General features: G+C 64.2%; 18 protein-coding genes. 7 read left to right on the top strand and 11 right to left on the bottom strand.

The window, feature by feature from the left end; all coding sequences use genetic code 11:
- Positions 1-4: 4 nt before the first annotated feature.
- Positions 5-718 (top strand): methyltransferase family protein, encoded by a 714-nt coding sequence (locus PQR32_RS16785; protein ID WP_408228793.1) that lies wholly within the window; start codon positions 5-7, stop codon positions 716-718.
- On the opposite strand, the gene PQR32_RS16790 is transcribed toward PQR32_RS16785, so the two are convergent.
- The 5 genes from PQR32_RS16790 to PQR32_RS16810 form a co-directional block, all read right to left on the bottom strand.
- Positions 715-1,881, bottom strand: coding sequence for an MFS transporter (locus PQR32_RS16790; protein ID WP_408228796.1), 1,167 nt, complete (start codon positions 1,879-1,881; stop codon positions 715-717). The two genes, PQR32_RS16785 and PQR32_RS16790, sit on opposite strands and share 4 nt — an antisense overlap.
- Positions 1,878-2,672 (bottom strand): DeoR/GlpR family DNA-binding transcription regulator, encoded by a 795-nt coding sequence (locus PQR32_RS16795; protein WP_408228799.1) that lies wholly within the window; start codon positions 2,670-2,672, stop codon positions 1,878-1,880. Before PQR32_RS16795 ends, PQR32_RS16790 begins: the two co-directional genes overlap by 4 nt.
- A gap of 119 nt (positions 2,673-2,791) precedes the next feature.
- Entirely contained in the window at positions 2,792-4,357 is a 1,566-nt protein-coding gene (locus PQR32_RS16800; RefSeq protein WP_408228802.1) for a PepSY-associated TM helix domain-containing protein, read from the bottom strand.
- A gap of 80 nt (positions 4,358-4,437) precedes the next feature.
- Entirely contained in the window at positions 4,438-6,816 is a 2,379-nt protein-coding gene (locus PQR32_RS16805) for a TonB-dependent receptor (RefSeq protein WP_408228805.1), read from the bottom strand.
- A gap of 82 nt (positions 6,817-6,898) precedes the next feature.
- The gene (locus tag PQR32_RS16810; protein WP_408228808.1) at positions 6,899-7,309 is read right to left on the bottom strand and encodes a DUF2946 domain-containing protein; all 411 of its coding nucleotides are present in this window, start codon (positions 7,307-7,309) and stop codon (positions 6,899-6,901) included.
- 271 nt (positions 7,310-7,580) lie between these two features.
- Here PQR32_RS16810 and PQR32_RS16815 point away from each other — a divergent pair, with 271 nt between their 5' ends.
- On the top strand, positions 7,581-9,725 hold the full coding sequence (locus PQR32_RS16815) for a tetratricopeptide repeat protein (RefSeq protein WP_408228810.1): 2,145 nt from the start codon (positions 7,581-7,583) through the stop codon (positions 9,723-9,725).
- Here the strand turns inward: PQR32_RS16815 and PQR32_RS16820 are convergent.
- Positions 9,718-10,674 (bottom strand): LysR family transcriptional regulator, encoded by a 957-nt coding sequence (locus PQR32_RS16820; protein ID WP_408228812.1) that lies wholly within the window; start codon positions 10,672-10,674, stop codon positions 9,718-9,720. The two genes, PQR32_RS16815 and PQR32_RS16820, sit on opposite strands and share 8 nt — an antisense overlap.
- A 103-nt stretch (positions 10,675-10,777) precedes the next feature.
- On the opposite strand from PQR32_RS16820, the gene PQR32_RS16825 reads away from it, so the two are divergent.
- From PQR32_RS16825 to PQR32_RS16835, 3 genes are read left to right on the top strand one after another with little or no spacing between them, the layout of a single operon-like run.
- On the top strand, positions 10,778-11,893 hold the full coding sequence (locus PQR32_RS16825; RefSeq protein ID WP_408228814.1) for an aryl-sulfate sulfotransferase: 1,116 nt from the start codon (positions 10,778-10,780) through the stop codon (positions 11,891-11,893).
- A gap of 37 nt (positions 11,894-11,930) precedes the next feature.
- A complete protein-coding gene (locus tag PQR32_RS16830) occupies positions 11,931-13,259 on the top strand; it encodes a uracil-xanthine permease family protein (protein WP_408228817.1) in 1,329 nt (442 codons plus the stop codon).
- A 52-nt stretch (positions 13,260-13,311) separates the two neighbouring features.
- A complete protein-coding gene (locus PQR32_RS16835) occupies positions 13,312-14,418 on the top strand; it encodes a porin (protein WP_408228820.1) in 1,107 nt (368 codons plus the stop codon).
- Between the two features lie 188 nt (positions 14,419-14,606).
- Here the strand turns inward: PQR32_RS16835 and PQR32_RS16840 are convergent, their stop codons facing one another.
- Positions 14,607-15,278, bottom strand: a complete 672-nt coding sequence (locus PQR32_RS16840) for a GntR family transcriptional regulator (RefSeq protein ID WP_408229159.1) — start codon at positions 15,276-15,278, stop codon at positions 14,607-14,609.
- A gap of 410 nt (positions 15,279-15,688) precedes the next feature.
- Between PQR32_RS16840 and PQR32_RS16845 the strand changes: the two genes are divergently transcribed.
- Both PQR32_RS16845 and PQR32_RS16850 read left to right on the top strand, forming a co-directional pair.
- Positions 15,689-16,237 carry a carboxymuconolactone decarboxylase family protein gene (locus tag PQR32_RS16845; RefSeq protein WP_408228823.1) on the top strand — a complete coding sequence of 183 codons (549 nt, stop codon included), beginning with the start codon at positions 15,689-15,691 and terminating at the stop codon, positions 16,235-16,237.
- Positions 16,238-16,355: 118 nt separating this feature from the next.
- Entirely contained in the window at positions 16,356-17,213 is an 858-nt protein-coding gene (locus tag PQR32_RS16850) for a helix-turn-helix domain-containing protein (RefSeq protein ID WP_408228826.1), read from the top strand.
- Positions 17,214-17,277: 64 nt separating this feature from the next.
- On the opposite strand, the gene PQR32_RS16855 is transcribed toward PQR32_RS16850, so the two are convergent.
- The 4 genes from PQR32_RS16855 to PQR32_RS16870 form a co-directional block, all read right to left on the bottom strand.
- Positions 17,278-18,471, bottom strand: a complete 1,194-nt coding sequence (locus tag PQR32_RS16855; protein WP_408228829.1) for a porin — start codon at positions 18,469-18,471, stop codon at positions 17,278-17,280.
- Positions 18,472-18,662: 191 nt separating this feature from the next.
- Entirely contained in the window at positions 18,663-20,018 is a 1,356-nt protein-coding gene (locus PQR32_RS16860) for a c-type cytochrome (protein WP_408228832.1), read from the bottom strand.
- Positions 20,015-21,793 (bottom strand): GMC family oxidoreductase, encoded by a 1,779-nt coding sequence (locus PQR32_RS16865; protein WP_408228835.1) that lies wholly within the window; start codon positions 21,791-21,793, stop codon positions 20,015-20,017. Before PQR32_RS16865 ends, PQR32_RS16860 begins: the two co-directional genes overlap by 4 nt.
- Entirely contained in the window at positions 21,793-22,527 is a 735-nt protein-coding gene (locus PQR32_RS16870; protein ID WP_408228838.1) for a gluconate 2-dehydrogenase subunit 3 family protein, read from the bottom strand. The genes PQR32_RS16865 and PQR32_RS16870 overlap by 1 nt, the downstream gene beginning before the upstream one ends.
- Positions 22,528-22,771: the final 244 nt, after the last annotated feature.

Here is a 22,771-nt window from a genome sequence, read left to right on the forward strand (position 1 = left end):
CGCCATGACACCGACGACACCTTTGCAAGACCTGCCACTCACGGTCAGCCCGCAAGACGCTTCGGCATCGAGCACCACGTCCGCCGATTCGGGCGGCACTGTCGGCCTGCGCCACGCGCTGGTGGAGGTGGTTGCGCGCGCGGGCGCCGCGACCATGCTGAGCCTGTTCGCCTACGCCGCGATCACGCAGTGGCGCGCGGCGCCGTCGCGGATCACGCTGTTGTTGCTGGTGGTGGCGGCATGCTTCACGGTGGGCTTGTCGCTCTTCACGCGGGTGCCCATGAAACGCGACTGGCGACCGTTCGCTTTCATCTGTTCGATGGGCGGCACGTACTACTTTCTCGCCGTGCGTCTCGCGCCCGGCGCGCAGCTCGTGCCGGAGACCATCGGCGCGGCACTGCAACTGCTGGGGATTTGCTGGCAACTGTTCGCCAAGGCGTCGCTGCGCCGCTCGTTCGGCATCTTGCCGGCCAATCGCGGCGTTGTATCGCGTGGCGCCTATCGTTTCGTTCGGCATCCGATGTACCTCGGTTACTTCATCACCGACATCGGTTTTCTACTGGTGAACTTCGGTCTGCAAAACCTGCTCGTGTACGGTTGCCAGTTCGCGTTGCAGGTCGGGCGCATCGTGCGCGAGGAACAGCTTCTCTCAGCGGACGAAGGCTATCGCAATTACAAAGGCCGCGTGCGTTACCGCGTGATTCCTGGCCTGTTCTAGGCAAGCCGCGCGCTGCGCACCGCCTTGCCGCCGACCAGGCAAACGATCAACGTCGCCATGACGAGCACGCACAAGGCAACGCGCAGGCCGAGCAGGCCCGCGCCGAGGCCGATCAACGGCGGCCCGACCAGGAAGCCCGCATAACCGAAGGTCGCGGCCATCGACACGCCGGTCGCCGGCGTGAGCGTCGAACGGCCCGCCGCGCTGAAAATCACCGGAACGATATTCGCGAGGCCGACACCGACCATCGCGAAGCCCACGCAAGCGGTGAAGACCGTCGGCCAGCTCAGCACGAGCGCAAGCCCGGCCACCGCGATCAGACCGCCCAGCGCAACGACCTTGCTCGAGCCGAAACGGCGCACGGACACATCGCCGACGATGCGGCATGCCGCCATCGAGAACGCGAACGCGGAGTAGCCGATCGCGGCGACGCTGGCCTCGCGGTTCAATGCCGAGCGCAGATACACGGCGCTCCAGTCGGCGACCGCGCCTTCCACCAGCATGCAGAGGAACGCGAGCATCGCGAGCTTCATCACGGCGGACGAGGGCCACGCCAGGCCGCTCGACCCCGCAGCCGCTCTCGGACCGAGGTCACGCAACGCTAGCATCGCGGCAGCGACGATCAGGACAGCGATGCACAGGTCCGGTATCAACAGGCCGCCGATCACGCCGGCACCGCCTTTTTGCAGCATTGCGCCCGTGGCGGCGCCAAGCAGGCCGCCCGCGCTCCAGGCCGCATGAAACGACGACATGATCGGCGCGTGCCACTGCGTTTCGATGGTGCTGGCGTGGCCGTTCATGGAGACGTCGAGCGCGCCGTTCGCCGCGCCGAGCAGAAACAGCACGATGCACAGCGCAGCCATGCCGGGCGCGAAGGCGGGCAGCGGCAGCGCGATGACGAATGCCGCGCCGAGCAGCGCGGTGGCGCGGCCACTGCCGAAGCGTGGCGCCAGTTGTCCCGCCAGCGGCATCGCGACAATGGCGCCGAGCGCGAAGGCGAACAGCGCGATGCCGAGCGAGGCGTCGCCCAGCGCCAGGCTTTCCTTGATGCGCGGGACTTCGACGGCCCACGCGCCGATGCCGAAGCCGTTGGCGAGAAACACGCCCAAGGTCGCGACGCGCTCCTTGACCGGTTTGATAGGGGACGCAGCGGACGATGTCATGAGCGGGCCACCATCACGTTGTCGCAGACGGCTTCGAGGCTGGCAAGGCGCGCGGCGCTCACGTCGGCTTCGACGAACAGGTGGTCGACGGCGGAAGCGGGCGCCACCGAGAACGGCGCCGCCGTCATCAACTTTTCCGAAGTCATGGCGATGGCGATCTGGCCGCTTGCCTTGACCATCGCCCGTTTGAGTTCGGCATCTTCGGCGTCGAAGGCGGCGACGCCTTCGTCCGGATCGAGTGCGCAGGCGCCGAGGAAACAGAGGTCGGCGCGGAGCTGCTGGATCTGCAGCAAGGCGGTCGCGCCGAGCGCGCCCGCCGCGCCGCGAGCGATCCGTCCGCCGACGAGAATCACCTCGAATCCCGGCCGGTTCAAGAGACGAGCGGCGGCCTCGGGCGAATTCGTCACGACGGTCAGGTCTGCGTTGTCGGGCAGCGCCTGGGCAATCGCGACGTTGGTCGAACCGGCGTCCAGCAGGATGATTTGCTTCGAGCGGACGATCGATACCGCGGCGGCAGCGAGACAAGCTTTGCGATCCACGGCCTCGCCCATGCGTACCGCTGCTGGTTTGTCGGACGGCGAGATCAGCAGGGCGCCGCCGTAGACGCGCTTGCAGTGGCCTTGATCAGCGAGATCGCGCAAGTGGCGGCGCACCGTGTGCTCCGAAGTCTGGAGCTCCGCGGCGAGCGCCGACGCCAGCACCCGCCCGTGCGCCCGCAGCCGCTCCAGAATCAGCTGTTCGCGCTGCTCGGGCAGCAGCCCGTCGATGGCTTCCTGTCGCGTTCGTTGCATGTCTTCACCTTGCTCGGTCTATGAAACGATCATAATCGAGCAAAATGTAGCGTAAACGCTCAAGACCTGCAACGTGTTTTCTGAAGCCAGGGTCCGGTCCCGCGGAAACGCGGGCTGGCTTACTGTTCCGCAGCCTCTGTCTGGACGACGGCTGCGCGCCGAGAGCCACGGCCGAAAATCGCGCGGTCCGCGAGCCACACCGCGAGCAACGTGGCGCCCATCAACGGGAACACGATGCCGAGCAGGACGAGGCCGGTTTTCCAGCCGCGCATCGGCGGCGCGGTACGTTCACGCGACGGTGCGCCGAGCGAGCGTTGCGGCCGCCGCTTCCACCACATCACGCAGCCGGTGACGGCCATCGCCGCGAGCCCTAAAGAAATCGCGGCGCAGAGAATCTGGTTGGCGAGGCCGAAATAACGGCCCATATGCAGCGACGTGCCGTACGACACGGCCTTCGACACCGCGCCGTAATCGCCATAGCGGATGTCCTTCAGGATCGCGCCGCTGTATTGGTCGATGTACAGCGTGCGTTCGTCTTCCGGATCGTCCGGGAAGTACGAGACGGTGTAGACGCCGGTCGCGGAAGCAGGCAGCACGATGTTGTAGCCGTCCGCCACGCCGAGCGCGGCGGTCAGTGCGACGACTCGCCCGAGCGGCAGCGGGTGTATCGCATTTGCCTTATCGGAGACGGAGGTGGGGTTGGCGTTGGAGTTGGGCACGCGTGTGTTGCCGACGGCCCAGGGCGTGAGCGGCAGTGGCAGGTCGTCCATTACCATGCCGGGCATCGAGTCCATGCTGCCCGCGTGCGCGCCGTGGCCGTTGTGTTCGGCGTGTTCATCGTCAGCCGCATTCTCCGCATGGGTATCCGACACAGACGGTTGTTTGCCGCTCTTTCCAGGCATGGCGGATTGCAACGGCAAACCGCCCCACGAACCCGGCGGCGCGCCGAGATTCGCGGCGCTCGCGAGCGCCTTGAACTGCTTGCCCCACGAACCCGTCCACGGCAGTCCCGTCAACACGAACGCGAGCGCACCGAGCGCGAGCCAGATGCCCATCACGGCGTGAACGTTTTTCCACAGCGCGCGTCCCTTCAGCGCGAAACGCGGCAACAGCGCAGCACGTGCCGTGGTTTTCTCGCGCGGCCACCACAGCGCGAGGCCGGTGCCGATCATCACGAGTGTCCAGCATGCAGCGAGTTCCATCAGCAACTCGCCGGGTTTGCCGAGCAGCAGCTTGCGATGAAGCATCCGGTCCACCTGCATGAAGCGGCGTTCGACGCTCAGCGTGCCCAGCACCGCGCCGGTATAGGGATTGACATAGACGCTCTGCTTATCGCCGTCCGCGAGACGGAAGATGAATTCGGCGCTGCGCTCCGGTGCGCTCGCGACGACCGCGGTCACTGCGACAGCATCCGGCGGCATGGCCGCACGCGCTCTTGCCAGCAGCGCGTCTTCGGGCAGCCTCGGTACGGCTTGCGGCGCGACGATCAGGCGCTGCGGATAAAGCAGCGGCTCGATTTGCGGCTGGAAGCAATACAGCGTGCCGGTGATCGCCAGCACGACCAGAAACGGCATCACGAAGAGGCCCGCATAAAAATGCCAGCGCCAGAGCGTCCGGTAGCCCGGATGGACCGCGGTGGTCGCCGGCGTGACGCGCCGAGCGTCGGTGGGCGTGGTGGTGGACATGAAATCCTCCTGAAGCAAAAAATGAATCGATCGGTTCGAATAGCGTGGATGTGCACTCGACTGCGGCACGTTCAGCGTGGTCACATGCGCAGCTTCGCTTCCACGTAGAACGTGCGGCCGGGATACGGGTGGTAGACGAAGTAGCGGGCATCGAACAGGTTGTCGACGCCGATGCCGACTTCACTCAGCTTCGTCGGCTTGTAGGTGAATTTCGCGTCGGCCACCGTGTACGAACTGGTGCCGCCGAACACGTCCGGATTCGTGTCGGTGTTGGTGAGCGTGTTGTACTGACGGCCCGAATAGCGCGCGGCAAGCGTGAGGGCCGCGCGTTCGTCGAAGTGATATGTCGCGGCGAGATCCGCCCGCCACAGCGGAATCCGGTAGAAGTATTTGCCGACCGTGGCCGGGTTCTGCGCGTTGGCGATGATCTTCGACTGCGTGTAGGCCACGCTCGCCAGCAGGTCCAGGCCACGCACCAGCACGTTCTCTCCCGAGTAGCTCGTTTCCACGCCGCGCGAGCGGACCTTGCCGATGTTCTGGAAGTTCGTCACGTTGGGAATCACGGTCGTATCGGTCTGGCTGAAGATCGTGTTCTTCACGTCGTCCTGAAACAGCGAGAAACGAAAGACGCCGTTCCAGTGCGCCCATTCGGCCGTGAGTTCCTTCGAGAGATCGTCTTCGGGCTTCAGGTTCGGATTGTTGTTGACGATCGCGGAGCCGTTGATCTGCCCTTGAAACAGCTCGCTGACCGTCGGAAAGCGATAGGCGCGGCCGATGGACGCGCGCAAGGTCAGATCGTCGGTGACGTCGAACGACAAGGAGGCCTTCGGCGAGAAGTGCTGCTGGCTCACGTCGCTGTACGGCAGGGTCGTGCCAACCAGCGATTGCGAGCCGCCATAGGCCTGCCAGTCTTCATACCGCACGCCGTAGACGAGCTTCCAGCGAGGCAGAAAGCGCCATGCATCCTGCGCGTAGAGCGCCTGGGTCTGTGTCTTGCCGGCGAACGCATTGGCGAACGACGTGGCCGCGCCGTCGCGCCAGTTCAGCGTGTTGTAGCTCTCGTTGTCGAGGAAGTAGTTGTCGTAGTGATAGCCGAAGCTCAGCGCATGATTCGCGAGCCCCGCTTGTGTTGTCGCGGGCGTGTAGGTGCTGCGCAAATCGAGCGTTTTCCAGCCGGCGCCGTCGCCGAAGATCACGGTGCCCGGACCGTTGCCCGGGGCGCCCGAATTCGCGGTGCGCGCCACGCTATTGCCGACGTCGTAGTACGAAGCGATCGCCTCGCCATTCCAGCCCGTGGCGTTGCGTGTTTTCAGCGACAGGCCGTACAGCCAGTTCTCGCTATGGCCGAGACTCGGCGCGAGCGCGGCGGTGGGAATCGTGTACTCGTAGCCGTCGATCGCGACTTTGCCGCTGTAGACCGGATTGCCGTTCGCATCGCGCAGAAAGCTCGAGGTCTGGCTGTTGTAGGTCTGATGCCAGTAGCCGAGCGTGAAGCCGGCCTGCAGCGTCGGCGTGAAGTCGTACTGCATCTTCAGCTTGAACTGGTCCTGCACCGTGTGTTCGATGCCTTCGCCGTTCACGCCGAGCACCGCCGTCGGCGTGTTGGTCTGGTTGTTGTAGAAGTAGGCGCCGGTGACCGGCGTGTCGCCGGCTTTGGCGGGTGTGCTGGACTTGGCGAGCGTGGCGAATTGCAGCGGCTGGCTGGTGTTTTCCAGGTGATTCACGCCGAGCAGATATGAGAACTTGCCGATGCGGTCGCCGAGCGTCGCGCTGGCTTCGCTGCCGTTGAAATTCTGATTCACGCCGAACAGGCTGAAGTGCTGGGTGAAGGCCTTGACGTCGGCGGTCGCTTCGAACTGTTTCGGCATGCGCGTGCTGATGAGCACGGTCGCGCCGAGCGAATTGCCCGGATAGAGCGCGGAAAACGGCCCGTAGATCACATCGACCTGCTGGATCTCGTCGGGAAACACCATCGACCAGCGCGGCGGAAACGAGTAGCTGTTGCCGAGCAGATTGCTGAGCAGCAGACCGTCCGCGTAGACGAGACCTCGCGCGCTTTGCGTGTTGCTGGTGCCGCGCACGGCGATGATCGAATTCAGGTCACCGATAAAGCGCTTGCGCACGGCGAGGTTCGGCATGTACTTCAGGACGTCTTCGGTGTTGACGACGTTCCAGTTGTCGAACTGCTCGCGGGTGACGGTCTCGACTGAAGCCGGCAGGTTCGGATCGACGGCGCGAGGTGCGGCGGACGCATTCGCGCTGATGCTGATGACGGGCAGTGCGGCTTCGGCGCTCGCGCTCTGCGCATGAGCGGGCGAGGTCGCTAAAGCCGGCACGAACGCCGGAACGATGGCCGGCAGATAAGCGGACAAAAACGGCCGGGACAGCCGTCGACGCGAGAAGCCACGCGCGCCACGGCGGGCGCAAGAGCGCAGCCTTCGCAGGGCGAAGTTGAGCATGAACGTTTCCTTGATGCATGGAATAGACGATCGCGCGCCCCCTCGACGGGTGCGACGAATGCGCGATCAGGACCGATAGCGATCAGGAAACGACGGGCGGTGCTCTAGGACGGCCGGACGGAAAGGCGCCGAGTGGCGTGAAGCGGGTGGAGAGTGTGGGCGGCGCGGTGCCGGCAAGCGCGAGGGCGGCGGGCGGCTCGGCCGCGGCAAGCGTCGGCATGGCGACGTGGTGCTGGAGCAGATGGCAGTAGCCGCACGCGCCGAACGCGTCGTCATGGCTCAGACGGACCGGCGCCGGAGCGGCCTGGGTCGTCACGCTCGCCGTGCTCACCACGCTGAAATCGCGCGGCTGCAGCGCCGAACAGAGCGCGGCGATGGGCTCGTGCGCGCCGTTCGACGCCAGCATCTGACTCACGACCGGCGCGAACACGACGAGCCACATGGCGAACAGGCCAAGCCATGCGGTCATGTGGTTGCGGGAGCGTGGAATCATGATGGTAGGCGTAAGGACGCGGGCGATTCTAACATTGCCGCGCCGTCTTTTCTCGCGTAATGCCGGTTATAGCGCGAGATTAGAAGGCCGAAAGCCGCTCATTTCGCCGCGTTACAGGGGCGCCGATTCACGTAAGCTGCGTGGTACATGTTCCGCTTTCCCGGCCGCACCGAGGCTTCGGCACGCCAGATCCGGCAACTGAAGCGCCGGTTAGGCGCGGCACATGCGATCGACCCGGCCGGATCATCGCCGACCCCAGTTACCACGACTCATGAACCACACGCAGCTCGCATCCTCGATCGACGACATCAACCAGCAGGCCGTCTCGTTGTTCTCGGCCGGACAATTCACCGAGGCCTTGTCGATGGTGACGCCGCTCGTCGACGGCGATGCGATGCCGGACGACGCCCTCGCCGACGCGTTGAATATCGCCGGGGCCTGTTCGTTCGCCTTGCAGCGGCCCGCGGATGCGGAAAGCCATTGGCGTCGCTGTCTGCAACTCAAACCCGGCTATGCCGAGGTGTACGGCAGTCTCGGCATGCTGCTCAAATCGCTCGGGCGTCTGTCGGCGGCCAAGGCGATGTATCGGCAACTGGTCGCGCTGCGGCCCGGCCACGCTGACGCCCGCAATCATCTCGGCGCCGTGCTCTACGGGCTCGGCTACAAGGAGGAGGCGGAGGCGTCGTATCGCGAGGCGCTGGCGATTCGCCCCGACTACGCCGAAGCCCACTATAACCGCGGCATCGTGCTGCACGAACTGCGCCGCCTGCAAGAAGCGGAAACGGCGTTCCGCCAGGCGCTGCCAGGATTGCCAGGTCACGCCGAAGCCCATAACAATCTGGGCAACGTGCTGATGGAACTGGGCCGTCTCGCCGAAGCGGACGCCGCCTACCGCGAGGCGCTGACCATCCGGCCGCAGTATCCCGAGGCGCTCAACAACCTCGGTGGCGTGCTGAAGGCTACGTCTCGTCTCACCGAAGCCGAACTGGCTTTCCGCCTTGCCCTCGCCATTCGTCCGGATTACGCGGAAGCCCTCCTGAATCTCGGCACCGTGCTCGCCGATCTCGAACGTTTGTCCGAAGCAGAAGCGGCTTATCGCGAAGCCATCGCGCAACGCCCCGACTACGCCGAAGCGCACTACAACCTCGGCGTGACGCTGTGCAAACTCGAGCATCTGTTCGAGGCCGAATCGGCTTACCGTGAAGCGATTCGCCTGCGGCCCGATCTCGTCCATGCGCACAACAATCTGGGGTGTGTGCTGCGCCGGCTCGATCGTCTGCCGGCGGCGGTCGACGCTTTCGAGCAGGCGCTCAGCGTGTGGCCCGATATGGCGGAGGCGCATTACAACCTCGGCGCGGCGCGAGCGCAACTGATGCAACTGCCCGAGGCCGAAAACGCGTACCGCCGGGCGCTTGCCATACGTGCCGATTACGGCGATGCGAAATTCGGCCTCGCTGTGCTGCTGCTCGGCATGGGCTGTTTCGAAGAGGGCTGGCGTCTGTACGAGTGCCGCTACGAGCTACCCGGCTTTGTCCATCACAAGACGGCATCGATGCTTCCGTGCCCACAGTGGCAAGGCGATACGCTCGCCGGCAAGTCCCTGCTGGTGTGGCAGGAAGATGGCCTCGGCGACATGATCCAGTTCAGCCGTTATTGCGCGTTGCTGAAAGCACAGGGTGCCGCGCATATCGCCTTTGCGTGCGCCCCGTCGCTGCACAGGCTGATGGCTTGCGTCGACGGTGTCGATGCCGTGCTCGATCACGACACCGCGCACATACAGGCGGCCGCCTATGACTGCTGGACGAGCCTGCTGAGTGCGCCGCTGCATCTGCGCACCAGCATGGACACGATTCCGCGCGCCGTGCGTCTCACAGCCGAGCCGGCGCTTATCGAGCAGTGGCGGCCTTTGTTGGACGCGCTGCCGCCGGGCCGGAAGATCGGCCTGGTCTGGAAGGGCAACGCGAACCATCATAACGATGTGAACCGCTCGATCCCTTCGCTCGCCATGCTGGCGCCACTCTGGAGCGTGCCCGGCCTGAGCTTCGTGAGTCTGCAAAAAGGGCGCGGCGAGGACGAGGCGCGCCATCCGCCGGCCGATCAACCGCTGCTTGATCTCGGCTCGGCCGTGACGGATTTCGCGGACAGCGCGGCGATCATCGCGCAACTCGATCTGGTGATTTGCGTGGACACGTCCACCGCGCATCTGGCCGCGTCGCTCGGCAAGCCGTGCTGGGTGATGCTGCCGGAAAAAGATATCGACTGGCGCTGGCTGCACGATCGCAGCGATTCGCCGTGGTATCCGCATACGCTACGTCTCTTTCGCCGCGCGCCGGGCGAGGATTGGTCGATGCCGGTCGAGCGGGTGCGGCAGGCGTGCGTCGAACGATTCGGCGCGGCGGGGCGCACGCTTATTTGATTTGCGCGGCGCGCTTGCGGGCTGATTGCATCGACGTGTGAAAGCGGTCCTCGATCGTCTCGATCGCCTGGCCGAGAAACTGCAGGAACATGCTCATCGCGACGGTGCTCGTCAGATCCGCGCGTTGATACAGACAACTAAACGATTGGGCTCCTGCGTCGGCGAGCGGTGTCCATGCCAGCTTTCGCTCGGCGACGTCTTCCGCGACGTTCTCCGCGATCAGGAATCCGATGCCGACGCCGTCCGCGACGAGCCGGCGCACCATCGAAACCGAACTGGTTTCCACGAGCGGCCGCGCCTTGCGTCGTTCGCGGTGATCGATCTGGTCCACCATGGCGCGCAATTCGGTATCCGGCGTCATCAGGATGAGCGGGTAGTCGAGACACTCGCGCAGTCGCGGACGTTTCTGAAGCTTGGTGAGCGGATGCCCGGGCGGCGTGACCAGCCCGAGATGTTGCGCGAACGCGCGCACTTCCACGACGCCTGTCGGCGGCTTGCGGCGCAGGCCGTAGCCGATATCTGCCTCGCCGGTCTCCACCCACTTCAGAATGCTTTCGCCGTTGCCCGAGCGCACGCTGTAGGTCACACCCGGATAGCGCTGCATCGCGGCCTGGATCGCATCGGGCACCAATTGCTCGGCCGACGACGGCGACACCGCCAGATTGACATGCCCGCGCCGCAGCGAGCGCAGATCTTCCACCTGCGTCATGGCGTTATCGAAATCACGCTGGCCGCGCCGCACTGCCGCAATGATGATCTCGCCTGCCGTAGTGAGCTGCATGCCGCGTGGCAGGCGGTCGAACAGCGGCGAGCCGACCTGTTCCTCCAGATTGAGGATTTGCTGGTGCACTGCGGCAGCGGTCAGATGCAGCGCTTCGGCCGCTTTGCGGATCGAGCCGCGCCTGACGACCTCGTCGAAACAGCGGAATGTCTGTGATATTGGACGCATGGAGCAACCGTATAGTTTTTTCGAACGGCCCGTATAGAACAATCAGATTTTCCTGACGCATCGAATGGCCTAGATTTGTTCCACTATCTTAACGGAGCGAATCGTGACCACCACAGTCGATCAGATTACCCAGCGCCGCCGCGGCGTCGGCCTCATTGCTCACGACCCAGAACTGTCCGCTGGCGGCTATACGCTGATCGCGCCGCAGACCGCAAACGGACATGTGTATCTCATCGATATCGGCGGCGAGGTCGTGCACGAATGGCAGATGCCGGTGCGGCCCGGCCGTCACGCGGTGATTCTCCCGAACGGCAATCTCGGCTACAACGGCAATCATGCGAATTCGCAAGACCGTTATGCACCGTGGTCGATGTGGCATGGCGGCGATTTCTACGAAGTCACGCCACAAGGGGACGTGGTGTGGCGCTACGAAGATCCGGCGCATCATCATGACGCGCAGTGGCTGCCGAACGGCAATCTGCTTTACGCCGCATGCGCGCCGGTGCCGGCGGGTTTCGCGGATCGTGTGCCGGGTGGCACCGCGCACGGACCCGAAGAAGTGATGTATGGCGACGTGATCCGCGAAGTGAATCGCGCGGGTGAACTGGTATGGGAATGGAAGGCCTGGGAGCATCTGGATCCCAAGGACTTTCCGATTGCGCCCGGCTTTGGGCGCTATCACTGGCCGCTCGTCAACGGGCTGGGCGTGAACGCGCAAGGCGAGGTGCTGATGAGTTTGCGCACCACGTCGGGCATTATCGCGGTCGATCGTCAAACCGGCGGCGTGACCATGCATATTCCGCCGAGCGTGGTCTCGCATCAGCACGCGCCGGTGGCGCTTCCCAACGGCCACATTCTCACCTTCGACAACGGCAACTTCCGCACTGGCGCGCATGTCGTGTTCTCGCGCGTGCTGGAGATCGATCCGTCTAGCCGCGAAGTGGTGTGGTCATACGCGGACGACATGGTGAACATGTTCTACAGCGCGTTCATGGGCAACGCGCAACGCCTCGCGAACGGCAACACGCATATCACCGAGTCGGCCACGGGACGTCTGTTCGAGGTGACGCCGGCAGGCGAAGTGGTGTGGGAATACGTGATTCCGTGGTTCGGCGAATACCCGGATGAAGCGGCGCGCAAAACCGGTCCGGGCCAGTTGAATAGCGTGTTCCAGACCTTCCGCTACAGCCGCGAGCAATTGCCGTGGTTGCGCGCCTGACCGCCGCGCTCATTGCGCTTCGAACTCCGAGGGTAACGTGAATCCAGAACCCGCCATTCATAGCGTCGACGCGCGCTTGCGCGCGTGGCAACTCGTGCTGTTCGGCCTGCAACATGTCCTGTCGATGGCCGCCTCGCCGGTCACCGCGGTTTTTCTGGTGTCGCGCATGTTGTCGCTGCCATCGGAGCTGACCGTGCATCTGATCGGCGCGACTTTTTTCGTGTGCGGTGTGGGCACGCTGCTGCAATCGCTCGGCGCGGGGTCGATCGGTGCGCGGCTGCCCTTCGTGATGGTGCCGGGCGGCGCGCCCGCCATGCTGTTCGCCGTCATCGCGACGCAAACGGATTTGCGTACCGCTGCGGGCGCCGCGATTCTCACCAGCCTGTTCTACTGGATCGTGCTGCCGGTATTCGCGCGCTGCCTGCGGTTCTTTCCTCGCGTGGTGGTGGGCACGATGCTGCTGCTCGTGTCGGTGAGCCTCATCAGGATCTACGCCGGCATCGTCGTCGGACAGCCGGGCACGCCGGGTTTCGCGCGGCCGCAGTCGCTCGGCCTTGCGCTGCTCACGATCGTGGCGACGCTCGTGGTGGCGCGTCTGTTCAAGGGCACGGCCGGCAGGCTGGCGGTGCTGCTGGGTCTTGCCGTCGGCACATTCGCCGGCTGGGCGATGGGACTGATGCCGACGGACGGCATGTGGAGCGGTCCGCTTCTCACGCTGCCGACGCTGCTGCCATTCGGCATGCCGCGCTTCGACGTGCTGGCCGCGTTGCCCATGCTGATCTTCGGCGTGATCTCGATGGCTGAAGCAACGGGGCAGACGGTGGCCGTCGGCGAAATCACGGGCAGGAAGATCGACATGCGCCGCGACGTGCCGCGCACGATTCGCGGCGATGCGCTGGCGTCATTGATCGGCTCGTTGCTGGGCACTTCGCTCATCATCACCAGCGCGGAGAATATCGGCGTCGTGCAAACCACCGGCGTGCGCTCGCGCTACGTCACCGCGACGGCCGGCGCCATGCTCATGGTCATCGCCCTGTTCGCGCCGCTCGGACGCTTTGCTTACGCGATTCCCGCGCCGGTGGTCGGCGGCACTGCGCTAATCGTATTCGCGATGATCGGTGTCATGGGCATCAATCTGCTCGGCAAGGTCGATCTGCATGTGCGCGGCAATCAGTACACGCTGGCTGCCGCGCTCGTCACGGGGCTGATACCGGTGCTGGTCCCGAATGTTTATGCGGCGTTTCCCAGCTCGTTGCAGATCGTGCTGGGCAACGGCATGGCCGCGGGCACGCTCACGGCAATCGTCGTCAATCTGGTGTTCGGTGCATGGCGCATCGCGCCGGCGGAGAAAGTCCAGACCACCTGATTTCGGGCTTCCACGCCCACGCAGTTTTCCTTCCAACGTTTCACCACACGCCATGAAAATCAAAATCGCTTTCCACGCGACGCTCGTCGCGGGCTCGGCTGCGCTCGTCATTTCCTCGACGGCTTTCGCGCAGAGCAGTGTCACGCTGTATGGCAGTCTCGATGCAGGTCTCGGTTATGTGAGCAACCTGCACGGCTCACCGGCGTATATCGCGGAGCAGGGGACCTTGCAGGCCGATCGGTTCGGGTTTCAGGGCGTCGAGGACATCGGCGCGGGCCGCTCGGTCGTGTTCAGACTCGAAAGCGGCTTCGTCACGACGACGGGCGCCTCGGCGAGCAGCACGAGCTTCTTCAATCGCCAGGCGTACGTGGGACTATCCGGCCCGCTGTTCGGTACAGTGACGCTCGGCCGTCAGACCGACTGGAATTTCGACTGGCTCGGCTCGGTTTCAACGGGCCAATTGCTCGGCGACTTCTCCGCGTTTCACCCCGGTAATCTCGATGGCCTTGGCAGCACCTTGCCCGTGCAGTTGTCGAGTACGGTGAAATGGAAAAGCGCCAGCTATCGCGGCCTGACGCTCGGCGCGCTGTATGGATTTCCCGGCGCGACGGCGAGCAATACCAACGCGCGGACTATCAGCTTCGGCGCCAACTACACGAACGGCCCGCTCAAACTGGTCGCGGCGTATTCCGAGTATCGCGACCGCTTGCTGCCGCTCTCGAATGGACTCGGTCTGACTTCGTTCGAAGGGCAGACGCTCGCGCCGGGCGCGACCTTCAACGCGCAGCAGGTGCGCGACATGGGTGTCGGCGGATCGTACCGGTTCGAACGCGTGACGCTGCATGCGCTCGCCACCGATGTGCGGATCGCCTCGAATGGCAGCAGCGAACACTTTCGCAGCATCGACGGCGGCGCGAATCTGCGCTTGACGGCCGCCGAGGAAATCGCGGCGGGCGCATGGACCGCGACGCTCGCGGGGCGTCGCTGGACGCAGTTCACGGTGGCCAACATCTATTCGCTGTCGAAGGCGACGCAGCTCTACGCCGACTTGATGTTCGAGACCGCGGGCGGCGGCGCGGTCGCGAACACGCTCGGTATCGGCGCCGCGTCAGGCGGACGGCAGACGGTGTTCCTCAGCGGGATTCATCACCTGTTCTGAGGGTGAGCGTGCGTTGCGTCAACCGAGATCGCCAGCGCCGACGGGCAGCACCGTGCCGGTGAGCATGAGTATGCGCATACTCGACGAATCGGAAGACATCAGCACGGTGCTCAGGTTGATTTACGCGCTGTATGTCGAAGAGCAGATGGAGCGCTTGCAGCCGGGCGAGCGTTGAGCCGTGGTTGCCTTTACGCTTCGGTCACCTGCAAGTGATAGAGGCCCCAGGGCGACAACTCGAAGCGGTCTTTGAGCGGCTTGCTCGACAATTCCGGGATGTTGTCCGCGTCGTAGGTGGCCCATAGCGGACCGACGCCGCCAAGCGGCAGCGGCTTGCCGTCCATGTGCGTCGCGACGATGAATGTGTAGGCGCGCACCTTGTCGAGCGTTGTCGCGACAGCGTAGCCGTCCACCGCGTGCATGACGATTTGCGTGCTGCCCGCGCTCGGGGCGCCGACATGTTCGAGCACGTTGGTGAGCAGCGGGCCGCTCAAGGTGTGCTGACGGGAATCGTATTCGGTGGTGGGCTTGATCGTCACCGCCGGCATGCCGGCGAGCGCGGCGAAATCGACGCCGTACGCTTCGGAGAACTTCACCTGATGCTTGGCGAGCAACTGATCGAAGGCGGGATCGAGCACGCCGCGCACGTCGATGCCGTTCAGCACGTCCCTGACGCTGAAGCGGCGCACGACATAACCGCGCCCGCCGGAACGGTCCAGCAGCCCCTCCGAGGACAAGACGCTCAGCGCGTAGCGCAGCGGCGTACGCGATACGCCGAGCCATTGTGCGAGCTGCGCTTCCACGAGCCGCTGGCCGGGCGACAGTTCGCCCGCCAGAATCTTGTCGCGCAAGGTCTGGACAATCGCCTGTTGGGTGGTCTAGTTCATGGATATCAGCTCGTTGGACGCCGTCAAGTATAGCCACGCGCGCAGCGCGGCACCACGGTTCTGAAGAGGCTTGCGTCTTCGTTTCAGGGCATCTGTTTTGTTTATTGCAGGCGGCTCGTATTCGCTAGGCGGTGTCACCGGCAGCACGAACCGTGGCTCGACGTGGTCGACGGCAGTGCGGTATGCAATGGGTCCGGTGGGCCTCGCGGTCGGCTTCTCGCGCATCAACAACTCAACGTTGGGCGGCGCCGCGTGGGGCGGCGCGCCTGTTCTCGCAGCGCGCCGAACCTATTACATGCGAGGTAATTGGCGAGCCCCACGCGCACGCCTAATCTTCGGTTGTCGCGCGGTTCACTCCGAACCGCGTTCACTATCGAGGACACACCATGTCGACGTTTCAGGTTCACACCATCGACTCCGCACCGGAACAATCCAAACCGGTATTGCAGCAGCTCCAGCAGACATTCGGCTTCATCCCGAATATCGCGGGGACCATGGCCGAATCGCCCGCGCTGATTGGCGCGTTCATCAATCTGTTTCAGAAAGTCCACTCGGGTACGTTCACGGAAGCACAGATCCAGACGCTGCTGTTGACGAACGCCGTCACCAACGCATGTACGTGGGCGGTCGCGTTTCACACCGCATTGGCGCTGAACGAGGGACTCACGCCCACCGACGTGCAAGCGCTTCGCGCGGGCCGCGCGCCTGCGGACCGCAAACACGCCGCGCTCTCCGCGTTGACGAAAACCGCGATCGAGAAGCGCGGTCATCTCGACGAGCGTGATGTGAGCACGTTTCTCGAAGCCGGTTTCCGTCGCGATCAGGTGCTCGAAGTGCTCGCAGTGGCGGCGGCCTCGACGATCACGAACTACGTGGGCAGCATCACGCAGCCGCCGCTGGAAGCGCAGTTCCAGGTCCATGCCTGGAAGGCTTGAGTCTCGTAAGGGAAAGCGTGGTCAGCACAAGCGAGTATGCTGACCGGCGAGGTTCGGCTGAACGGCGCTCGCCGCTCACCGAACCTTTTATCTGTATCGACTTGCGGACAAGAGCACGATGAATCCTGCGAACCCAGTCAAAAAAGCCCCGCCGAACGATCTCGGCGTCTTGTTGCGTCATTGGCGAGACGTACGCGGCATCAGTCAACTGGATCTGTCGTTCAATGCCGGCGTCTCGCAGCGTCATATCAGCTTTATCGAAAGCGGGCGCAGCGTGCCGAGCCGGCAGATGCTGATGGATATTGCGCAGGCACTCGACATCCCGCTGCGCGAACGCAACACGTTGCTGCTGGCCGCGGGCTACGCGCCGATGTATGCCGACGCCGCGTGGAATGCGCAGGAAATGCAAAGTGTCACGAAAGCGCTCGGACGCATGCTGCGCCAGCATGAGCCGTTTCCGGCGCTGGTCATGGACCGCTACTGGAATGTGCTGATGACCAACGACGCCGCGCCGCGTTTTTTCAATTGCTTCATCGACATGGCGGCGCGCAAGGGGCCGCGCAACATGCTGCATCTGGTGTTCGATCCGGACGGCATGCGCCCGTTCGTGGCCGACTGGCAGACCGTGGCGGATAGTCTGATTCAGCGGGTCTACCGCGAATCGGTGGGGCGCGTAATCGACGACCGGACGCGCGAGTTGCTCGATGCGTTGCGTGCGTACCCGGATGTGCAAACGGGCTTCGAGCCGGGCCATTCGTCGGTCGCGGATGCATCGGCGGCGGCCATGCCGGTGATCCCGATCGGCTTCGTCAAGGACGGCCACGTCATGAAGTATTTCTCGATGGTCGCGAGCGTGGGCACGCCGCAAACGATCGCGGCGCAGGAACTGCGCCTCGAATGCATGTTTCCCGCGGACGACGAAACGGAAGCGCGTCATCTGGAGATGCTCGACGCGGCGCCGCAATCGCAACGCTAGATCAATCGGCGGCTCGCCGCCGCTTTTGAAACGCGGCGGCGCATTCCCGCGTCGCACTGAAGCATCAGAACTTGTGCCGCACACCCATGCTGACGATCGCCTGCGACTGCACCGCCGACGAGTGGCTATTGCCCTTGTCGCTGACCGACGCGGTGGCCGCGACCGGATTGCCGAGCGCATCCAGCGTGCCGCCCGATGCGTGCTGATAACCGCCCATCAGATAGGCGGTGGAACGCTTCGAAAGGTTGTACTGCGCGCCGAGCGTCACGTTGTGATACTGCGCGCGTTCGTCCACGCCGTCCACTTCGCCGCCGCGCGTGTAGCTGTAGCCCGCGAACAGTTGCACGGCCGGGCGGATCGTCCATTGTCCGAACACGCCGGCGATGTTGAACGTAGCGTGTCCCTTGAACAACGAGTCGGCGCCGGAGCGGTATTGCACGTTGCTGTAATTCACGCCGACGATCGCCGGCCCGAAGTCGTACGTCGCGCCCGTTGCGATGATCTGTTGCGATTGCGCGCTCGCGTAGCCTTCATTGATCGATGAATTGAACAGACCGTCGTCCGTGCCGTTCCACTTGCCGTAGGTCGTGTCCTGCGTGCCGGTCTTGCTATTGTCGGAGCGCTCGTAGCCGACGCCCACATGCAACGGGCCGTTGCCGTAGGCGGCGCCCACGCTCCATGTGTTCTGCTGCTTCAGGCTGCCGGGCTGGCCGCCGAAACCGTACAGCGCGCCGAACGTAAAGCCCGCATAGTTCGCGCTGGTGTACTTGATCGAGTTGTTGACGCGCGCGGTCTGATCCAGATCGTCGATATCGCCCGGATGCGCGCCGTAGCCGCCGACCATCGCCACCGGGGCGACGGGCGAGACGAAGTCGTTCAGCGAGGTGTACTGGCGGCCCAGCGTGATCGTGCCGTACTGCTTGCTGCCGATGCCCACGTACGCCTGACGGCCAAACAACCCACCGTTCTGGCCCGTCTTGCCGTTCGTGATGTCGAAGCCGTCCTCGAGCTGGAACAGCGCGTTCCAGCCGCCGCCCAGGTCCTCCTGACCCTTGATGCCCCAGCGGCTGCCGGACAGGTTGCCGCTCGTCACGGCGACGTTCGAGTGGCCGCTATAGTTGCCGGTGGTGCCGGTGCGCTCGTTGCTGCGGTACGAAATGCCCGCATCGACGATGCCGTACAGCACGACCGAACTCTGCGCGGACGCAATGCCCGCAAACGACATCAACAGGGGTGCGGCAATCCATTGTTTTTTCATCTTGGTCATAGCCTGATTGGAACTTCTATCTCAAGTCGCCTGAATGGCGATCTCTCTTTTTTCCGCGCACACGCAAGCCCGCTCCTGAACAACGGAGCGGACTGCGTGAGGCGGGGGAAGGGTGTGTGCAGCGGCGCTTGCCTGGATTGCGGCGCATCTCCTGGAGAGACACGCCACAAGGCCACGTGCGCTCAGTGGCTCAGCGCAGCGCCGGGCGGCATCTCGGGCGCGTGCACCGTGACGGTCTTGCGCACTCTGGCAACGTCCGTCGCGCTGACCATCGGCGCGGTATTGCCCCAACTGTTGCGCACGAAGTTGGTCACGTCCGCGACTTCCCGGTCGTTCAGGCGCCAGCCGAAGGCCGGCATCGTGAACGAGGAGGGCGCGGTCTTCGTGCCTTCGAGCGTGCTGCCGGCGAGCAGCACATGAATCAGCGACGTCGCGTCCTTGCCCTGCACGACCGGATTGCCGCTCAGTGCCGGAAACACGCGGTTGTAGCCGTGGCCGTCGCTGCGGTGGCAGGCCGTGCAGTTGTCGCGATAGACGGCCGCGCCAGGAGCCGTGGCGTCGCCGATGCGCAGGGCGCGCGCGGCGGTGTCGTCGTACGCGTACGGCGTTTCCTTCGGATCCGTCGACGGTAGCGTCTTCAGATAACGCGCAATCGCGGTGAGATCGGCGTCGCTCATGTGCTGCATGCTGTGCTGCACGACATCCGTCATGCCGCCGAAGGCCGCGCTGTGCTGCGTGCGTCCGGTCTTCAGGAATTGCACGAGATCGGCTTCACTCCACGCGCCGATGCCGGTGCGTGGATTGCCGCGCAGGCTCGACGGAATCCAGCCGTCGATCGTCGCGCCGCCCGCGAGAAACGCCGGGCCGTCGAGGTCGCTCAGCGCGCGTTCCTGCATCGTCGCCGCGCGCGGCGTGTGGCACGCGCCGCAATGGCCGAGGCCTTGCACGAGGTAGGCGCCGCGCGCGACCACCGGATCGGCGTAACGCTTTGCATCGAACGAAACCGGCTCGGGCGCGAACAGATGGCGCCAGATGCCGAGCGGCCAGCGCATCGACAGCGGCCAGACGATGTCGACCGGTTTGTTCTTCTGGTTCACCGGCGCGACGCCTTGCGTGAAGTACGCATACAGCGCGTGCATGTCGTCTTCGCTCAGACGTGCATACGATGGGAATGGCATGGCGGGATACAACGTGTCGCCGTTCGGCTTCACGCCGGCGCGCACTGCGCGATCGAACTGCGCGAAGGTCCACGCGCCGATGCCGGTATTGCGGTCCGGCGTGATATTGGTCGAGTAGATCGCGCCGATCGGCGTGTCGAATTTCAGACCGCCGGCGAAAGGCTTGCCTGAGGGCGTCGAATGACACGCGATGCAATCGCCGGCCCGCGCGAGATATTCGCCGTGCGCGATCAGCGTTGCGTCATTCTGGTTTTGTGGCGCCGCAGCATGCGCGGCAAGCGTCGTCATGCCCAGCACGGCCGCCGCGCCCACGCGTTTGATCGCCTGCGTGAGGCGTTGGATATCGATCTTCTTCGTCATACGCTCACCAGCGGCCCGGGGTTCTTCAGATACTGCGTGCGGATCGCCCGCGCCGACCAGTAGGCCAGCGCCGCGACGAGGCCGGTCGGGTTGTAGCCGATGCCCTGCGGAAACGCCGAGGCGCCCATCACGAACACGTTGTGCACGTCCCAGCTTTGCAGGTAGCGGTTCAGCACGCTCGTCTTCGGATCGGTGCCCATTACCGCGCCGCCCACCAGGTGAGTGGTCTGATAGCGGCGCGAGTCGAAGTGCGCGCCGAATTCGCGCGTATAGACGTTGATCGACTTCGGACCCATCTGCTGCGCGATCTTCTGCATCTGGCCGGTCACGTAGCGCGCCATCTTGATGTCGTTGTCCTTCCAGTCGAAGGTCATGCGCAACAGCGGCTGGCCGTACGAATCGCGATAGGTCGGATCGAGGTCGAGAAACACGTCGCGGTACGACATGTTACTGCCGTGCGCGTCCATCGAAATGGTGTGCGCGTAGTGGTCCTTCACGGACTTCTTCCAGTCGGTGCCCCAGTTCGGCGTGCCGGCCGGCGTGGCGATGCCGCTGACCGGTTTGGTGCCCGCCTGGTTCACCCACAACGGCGAACCGCCGACGAAGCCGAGTGGGCCGTGATCGAAGTTGTCGGCATTGAAGTCGTCGACCGCGACGCCGTTGCCGCCCGCGCCGATGAACGGATTGGTGAAGGTGTCCTTATCGAAGAAGGCGGTGATGGTCGAGAGGTTCTGGTACGCGAAATTGCGGCCAACCACGCCTTCGCCGGAGATCGGGTCATACGGCTTGCCGATGCCCGACAGCAGAAGCAGATGGACGTTGTGATACTGGAACGCCGCGACGATCACCAGATCGGCGGGCTGGAATACTTCGTTGCCGGCCGGATCGACATACGTCACGCCTTTGGCGCGCTTTTTCGTATCGTCGAGTTCGACGCGCAGCACGTGGCAGCGCGAGCGCAATTCGAAGTCCGGCGACTGCTTCAGCGCGGGCAGAATGTTCAGATTCGGCGAGGCCTTCGAATACATGTAGCACGCGTAGCCGCTGCAGAATCCGCAGAAGTTGCACGGGCCCATCTGCACGCCGTACGGGTTCGTGTACGGCCCCGACGTATTCGCCGAGGGCAGACGGTACGGATTCAGCCCGAGTTCGCGCGCGGCCTTGCCGAAGCGCTCGGCCGAGTACGTGTTCAGTTGCGCGGCGAGCGGGAAGTTGTCGCTGCGCGGCGCTTCGAACACGTTGCCGTCGCCGACCACCTTGCCGTTGACCTTGTACGCCTGGCCCGAGGTGCCGAACACTTTCTCCGCGAAGTCGAAATGCGGTTCGAGTTCTTCGTAGCTGACGCCGTAATCCTGAATCGTCATGCCTTCGGGAATGAAGCGCTTGCCGTAGCGTTCCTCGTAGTGGCTTTTCAGGCGCAGCTCTTCCGGCGTGATGCGGAAATGCACGCCCGACCAGTGCAGGCCCGCGCCGCCGACACCTTCGCCCGGCAGAAACGCGGCGAGCTGGCGATACGGCAGGGCGGTATCGTTCGGCGTATGACGGATCGAGACCGTGGTCTTCGAGAGATCGAGGAACAGCTTCTTGCGGACGTTGTAGGTCAGCTCGTCGATGGTGTTCGGATACGCGCCGTCCGGATAGGTGTCGCGGTATTCGCCGCGTTCGAGCGCGACTACTTTCAGGCCCGCTTCGGTGAGTTCCTTCGCGAGAATCGCACCGGTCCAGCCGAAGCCGACGATCACCGCGTCGACGTGCGGTTTGGTTTGAGTAGACATCAGGTGCGCTTTCCTTCGATCGACACGGGGCCATACGGATAAGCCGCGCCGTTCTGATTGACGAAGTCCATGAAATCGGCGCGTGCGCCGGGGAAGCCGATCATCTTCCAGCCGCCCATGTCGCGATTGCCGCCGTGGATCGGATCGCAGAAGTAGCCTTCGCGCGTGTTTTGCAGCAGTTGGCCGAAGAACACTTCGGCCGGCACGTTCTCCAGATCGACCTTGCCTTTCTCGAGCGCGCCGAGCACCGTGTCGCGCGTGGCGCCATCGAGGGCATCGAAGGGATGCGCGTAAGTCTTCGTGCAGTAGGCGTTGACCGCCGCGATGCCGAGGCGGTACAGATCGCGTGGCACGAGCTTCAACTGGTAGCCGAGTTCGGGCGCGCCCTGCGTGAACGGGCCCTGCATGTACCAGAGCGCGCCATGCGCGTACGGCGTATCCATCTGCCGGTCGATGAATTCGGGCACGCCGGCTTCGACGGCGCCGGGGCCTTCGCTGTCGGACGGAATCAGACGGTCGACCGCGGCGTGGATGAATGCCCATTCCTTCGCGTCGAAGAAATGCGGCTTGTAGTCCGCGCCGGACGCGCGGCCCGCGTTCGCGCTTTCGCTCGAACCCGGCACGGAGGCCGTCGTGGATTGCTTGACCTCGCAGCCGGCGAGCGTGCCGGCCGGAACCAGCGCGATAGCCGTACGTAAAAAGCCACGGCGAGAGCTAATAGGGGATGAGGGCATGTTGTTCCAGGTCACCAGATTGGAGCGCGCAATTGCGTTCCGGCAGTCATCGGATTGCCGGCGGGATGATAAATGGAACCGGTTCCAAAGTCTTTTAACTTTTTTACAATAGCTTGTTTCATGGAGCGATGAAATGCCGCGATTTTGTAAAAATCCGTTTTAGATCAAAGGTATTTTAGGCGCAAGACGACGCGGCGGCGAGGCCGCCGGGCGCGCCCGGTCTGATGTGAAAAAGCGACGGCGT

The organism is Paraburkholderia dipogonis (assembly GCF_046027395.1).
GTDB lineage: Bacteria > Pseudomonadota > Gammaproteobacteria > Burkholderiales > Burkholderiaceae > Paraburkholderia > Paraburkholderia dipogonis_A.